Source organism: Paenibacillus sinensis, from assembly GCF_019904155.1.
GTDB lineage: Bacteria > Bacillota > Bacilli > Paenibacillales > Paenibacillaceae > Paenibacillus_AQ > Paenibacillus_AQ sinensis.
In genome coordinates this window covers 1-4,408 of record NZ_JAHCMB010000114.1, presented here as the reverse complement: position 1 = coordinate 4,408, position 4,408 = coordinate 1, and the positions used below count along the sequence as shown (strand labels likewise).

Genomic DNA, 4,408 nt, shown 5'->3' with positions numbered 1-4,408 from the left:
CCAAAAGGCGAATCGGATCATTATTTCTATTTGTACGGCGATATAATCGAATATCATGAAATAAATAATAATATCGATTACAAGACCTGGCAGGCTAAAATAGGTATCTCAAATGATTCCATAAAACTAATCAGCAACGAAGAAGGCTTGCCTTATAAAGGAAAGGTTGGTGTTGTATCGGAAGAGGGGACACGACCTCAAATTATTGGTGAGTACGTATATTATAACATGGAAATTATGGGTGGGATTGCAAGGTATGGAATAGTCAATTCGGAAGGTAAGGTTACTGATCTTGGGACTAATGATGATATCACGTCAATAGTGGATTTTTTTTCAATAGGGGAAGAATAACATTTCTTGTTTTATGTTAAATATGAGGTAGCAGGCTGGACATCAGACAGACGCTGGTAATCTGGGGTCTATTTTTTTCGTTTGAAGTTTCTGGCTGTCGAGAAGCCTCGGCAACCGATTTTATACTTAATTACATTGCGATAACACAGTAAACATGATTATTTATCAAGTCAGATGTTCATAGAACAAGTTTACCCGCAAGGAGATCTCTTAAGTAACCCAGGTTTCAATCCCCGTCGTAAACCAACGATTGCAGAACGGTTTTCTCGTTCTCAACTAGGGCCGCTTAACAACCCCTAATCAGACCTTTTTTGCAGTCAAACTACTTATTCTTCTCTTCGGGTTTAGAAGCAGGATCTTTCCTTTGTNCAAAGTAATAGTCGATACAGCATCTTCAGTAGGTAAATAGATGTATCGACTTACGTTAAGAATATCCTCTTTGAATAAATTCAGCAGTTGCAATATCGCATCAGGGTTCCTACGTTTCGCTGCTTCCAGTAGGTTTAAAAATTCGCGATCTGAGATAACGTTTGAATCAGTTTCTTTTTCCATTTGCTCACCGCCTGTTGACTGATATGGAGTTCCTTCCCTACTTCATTTTCGGTCATATCTTGCAGATAAAGTTTGATAAGAATGGTCCTTTCCTGGTATGGAAGTTGACTCAAAAGCTCCTCTACCCATATTTTCGTATCAGAAGAGGCTGTGAAATTGTAATTAATCGGGAGATTGCTAAAGAGAGGGAATTCTTTTGTTCGGACCTTTCTCGCCTTATATTGCACTCTCCACCCAATCCGATATGCGGACATTGCCGCAATTCACTGTGAAAGTAAATCCGTTGTTCCGGAGTAATTCGGTTTTTGGTTGAAGGCATATAACCTCCTCCTTGCTTCCCCTCTATTACCCGGTATGTGCTTGTGTCCTGCCAACGATAGTGAAACGGGCAGACGCAGTTTTTTTTCGTGCACGCTATTTACTAAAAATACTAATTAAAATTATTATAAAAAACCTTGATTTTTAAAGTGATAATTATTATCATCTATATTAAGATTTATACTTAATCTAATAACAATATGATACGAAAGGTGACTGATCTCATGACTTACGATAATAGCCGTCTCACGACCAGCTCAGGCGCACCCGTAGGAGATAACCAACATTCGATGACTGCCGGTTCCCGGGGACCTGTCCTGATTCAGGATGTCCACCTGCTGGAGAAACTTGCCCATTTCAACCGAGAACGCATCCCCGAACGGGTTGTTCATGCTAAAGGCGCTGGAGCGCATGGTTATTTTGAAGTCACAGGAGACGTTTCTTCTTATACGGAAGCCGCTTTCCTGTCCCAGATCGGCAAACGCACGCCCATGTTCATCCGCTTCTCCACCGTGGCAGGTGAGCTTGGCTCCGCTGATACGGTACGCGACCCGCGGGGCTTCGCGGTGAAATTCTATACGGAAGAAGGCAACTATGATCTGGTCGGCAACAATACGCCCGTCTTTTTCATTCGGGATGCTATCAAGTTTCCGGACTTCATTCATACGCAGAAGCGGCATCCGCAGACTCATCTGAAGAATCCGACAGCCGTCTGGGATTTCTGGTCCCATTCCCCCGAGTCGCTTCACCAGGTGACAATTCTGATGTCCGATCGCGGCATTCCCGCAACTCTGCGCCACATGCACGGATACGGGAGCCATACATTCAAGTGGGTGAACGCCGAAGGTAAGGCGGTATGGGTCAAGTATCATTTTAGGACCGAGCAGGGTGTTAAGAACATGGATGTCGATGTTGCGGCCAAAATCGCGGGTGAGCATCCGGATTACCATACCGAGGATCTGTTCAATGCCATTGCCAATGGCGACTTCCCTTCATGGAGACTGTATGTGCAGATTATGCCGATTGAAGACGCAGATACGTATCGCTTCGATCCATTCGACGTAACCAAAGTATGGTCACAGAAGGATTACCCATTGATCGAGGTTGGCCGCATGGTGCTGGACCGAAATCCGGAGAACTATTTCGCGGAAGTGGAGCAGGCTACATTCTCTCCCGGCTCGTTCGTCCCCGGCATTGAGGCTTCACCTGACAAAATGCTCCAGGGCCGCCTGTTCGCCTACGCTGATGCTCATCGCTACCGGGTCGGTCCGAACCATAACCAGCTGCCGATCAACCGTCCGCAGTGCCCTGTGCATAACCATCAGCGTGATGGCGCCATGGCTTACGGCAATAACGGCGGAGCCTCTGTCTATTATGAACCGAACAGCTTCGGCGGTCCCAAGGAATCCCCGGAGCATCGCACCACTCCGTTCGAGGTGTCCGGACAGGCCGACAGCGTCGCCTACGATCAGGATGACCATTATACACAGGCCGGAGATTTGTACCGGCTGCTGAGCGAGGATGAACGTGCCCGGCTTGCGCGTAACATTGTGGATTCCATGAGGCCGGTTGAGCTTGTGGATATCCAATTGCGCCAAATCGGCCATTTCTACAAAGCCGACCCTGAATTCGGAACGAAAATTGCCGAAGGACTGGGATTAACCGTTCCGTCTGCAGACTAATATCCCCATTCTATCCCCATTGCGTGGATAAAAGGCGGGTTATCCCCGGTTCCCTTGTGAACTTGTGAATGCAAACAGCGCAGGATCAGTGATCCTGCGCTGTTGCTGTTAGTAACTATGCTCTACTTAGCATCCGAAGTCTCTGCCCCGCAAGTCAATGCTTCCGGCAGCTGCTCCTTCAACTCCTCGATAAATTGATGAAAAGCGCTCGTCATGTAGAGATCGCGCCTCCGTATGAAAACCGTCGGTACCTCGCCATATCTCTCCGGAAAAGGATAACAGCGGATGCCGTCCTTGACATTCAGCTTGTTATAATACGATACAGGCAGCACCGCATAGCCGATTCCGGCTTTTACACAGCCCAGAAGCCCTTCCATCGTGCCGAACTGCATAACCTTGGCCAGACGGTAGCCCTCGTCCCGAAGCCATTCTTCCAACTGCATCCGGTACATGCAGCCAAGGTTCAAAATCAGCAATGTCTTGTCCTGTATGGTTCGAAGACCGCCAAAATCCATCGTTTCCGGAATAATCAGCCCCAGACGCTCGTTAATGATCAGCTCCTGAACAATGTCCGGATGCTCGACCGGCCCATCCACAAAAGCCCCATTCACCGAATATTGCAGAACGGAATTGATGAGTTGATCGGTCAACCCAATTTCCAGCTGGACTTCAACCTCAGGAAATTTGCCGCGATAAGCGGATAAAATCGGGGGCAAACGTATGGCCGCCGTCGTATCGGAGCCAACCGTAATGGAGCCTTTGGGAATCGGCGAATCCACAACCGCTTTTTCCGCCTCTTCCAGCAGGTTCAAGATCTTCTCAGTATACGTCATCAGGGTCTGACCCGCCGAAGTCAGCGTAATCCCCCGGCTGTGCCGGTAAAAGAGCGGTGTGTTCAGCTCCTGCTCCAGCTGCTGAATTCTCGCCGTCACATTTGATTGTACATAATTCAGACTCTGAGCCGCTTTTGAAATGCTCCCTTCTTCAGCTACCGCCATAAATACCTTCAGAAGGCCAATGTCCATCCCGGCACGCTCCCCTCTTTTTCAGCTATCAGTCAAGGTGATGACCTCTATCATTTCCCTTCATTATACATGATTCGCCTCTCCGTTTATGATGAAATTACACAAGATACATATCTTAAAGGAGTGGGAGTCATGGAAAACAAGCGCTGGAATTTCAAAATACCTGGAATTGGGGAAAGTGAAGAACTCGTGATCGACACCAAGGATATCAACAGCGTATACGATGTTCTGAAGGTGCTCAGAAGCGCAGAGGAAGCCGCCTCCGCCAACATTCCCTGGCTCCCCTCCCGTAAACGGAGAATGAAATCAGCGAAAAATCCGAAGTCGAGTAAGAATAACCGTGGATATGAATGTGTGTGAGGATAAATGCGCATAACGTGAAAAAAAGACCTCTGCAACACACAATGTCATTAAGATAAGGCACAGGCCCAAAAATGAAGAAAAAGAGCAGGTCATCGTACAGATGGCTCGCTCTTTTTT

5 protein-coding genes are annotated in these 4,408 nt (G+C 47.3%); 3 read left to right on the top strand and 2 right to left on the bottom strand.

Features of this window, described 5'->3' with window-relative positions; genetic code table 11:
* A partial coding sequence (locus tag KIH86_RS11275; RefSeq protein WP_223110479.1) for a hypothetical protein occupies nucleotides 1–351 on the top strand: 351 nt, incomplete at its 5' end.
* A 503-nt stretch (nucleotides 352–854) separates the two neighbouring features.
* On the opposite strand, the gene KIH86_RS11270 is transcribed toward KIH86_RS11275, so the two are convergent.
* Nucleotides 855–1,157 (bottom strand): sigma-70 family RNA polymerase sigma factor, encoded by a 303-nt coding sequence (locus tag KIH86_RS11270; RefSeq protein WP_223082961.1) that lies wholly within the window; start codon nucleotides 1,155–1,157, stop codon nucleotides 855–857.
* Nucleotides 1,158–1,445: 288 nt separating this feature from the next.
* On the opposite strand from KIH86_RS11270, the gene katA reads away from it, so the two are divergent.
* A complete protein-coding gene (katA, locus tag KIH86_RS11265) occupies nucleotides 1,446–2,903 on the top strand; it encodes a catalase (RefSeq protein WP_223082962.1) in 1,458 nt (485 codons plus the stop codon).
* 122 nt (nucleotides 2,904–3,025) lie between these two features.
* Here the strand turns inward: katA and KIH86_RS11260 are convergent, their stop codons facing one another.
* Nucleotides 3,026–3,928, bottom strand: coding sequence for a LysR family transcriptional regulator (locus KIH86_RS11260; RefSeq protein ID WP_223082963.1), 903 nt, complete (start codon nucleotides 3,926–3,928; stop codon nucleotides 3,026–3,028).
* A 132-nt stretch (nucleotides 3,929–4,060) separates the two neighbouring features.
* Between KIH86_RS11260 and KIH86_RS11255 the strand changes: the two genes are divergently transcribed.
* Complete coding sequence (locus KIH86_RS11255) at nucleotides 4,061–4,288, top strand: hypothetical protein (protein ID WP_223082964.1); 228 nt, start codon at nucleotides 4,061–4,063, stop codon at nucleotides 4,286–4,288.
* Nucleotides 4,289–4,408 lie beyond the last annotated feature (120 nt).

What these genes read in the sequence shown, in the direction of transcription:
- katA (WP_223082962.1), top strand. Translation starts at nt 1,446, where the DNA reads ATGACTTACGATAATAGCCGTCTCACGACCAGCTCAGGCGCACCCGTA.
- KIH86_RS11255 (WP_223082964.1), top strand. Translation starts at nt 4,061, where the DNA reads ATGGAAAACAAGCGCTGGAATTTCAAAATACCTGGAATTGGGGAAAGT.
- KIH86_RS11260 (WP_223082963.1), bottom strand. Translation starts at nt 3,928, where the DNA reads ATGGACATTGGCCTTCTGAAGGTATTTATGGCGGTAGCTGAAGAAGGG.
- KIH86_RS11270 (WP_223082961.1), bottom strand. Translation starts at nt 1,157, where the DNA reads ATGTCCGCATATCGGATTGGGTGGAGAGTGCAATATAAGGCGAGAAAG.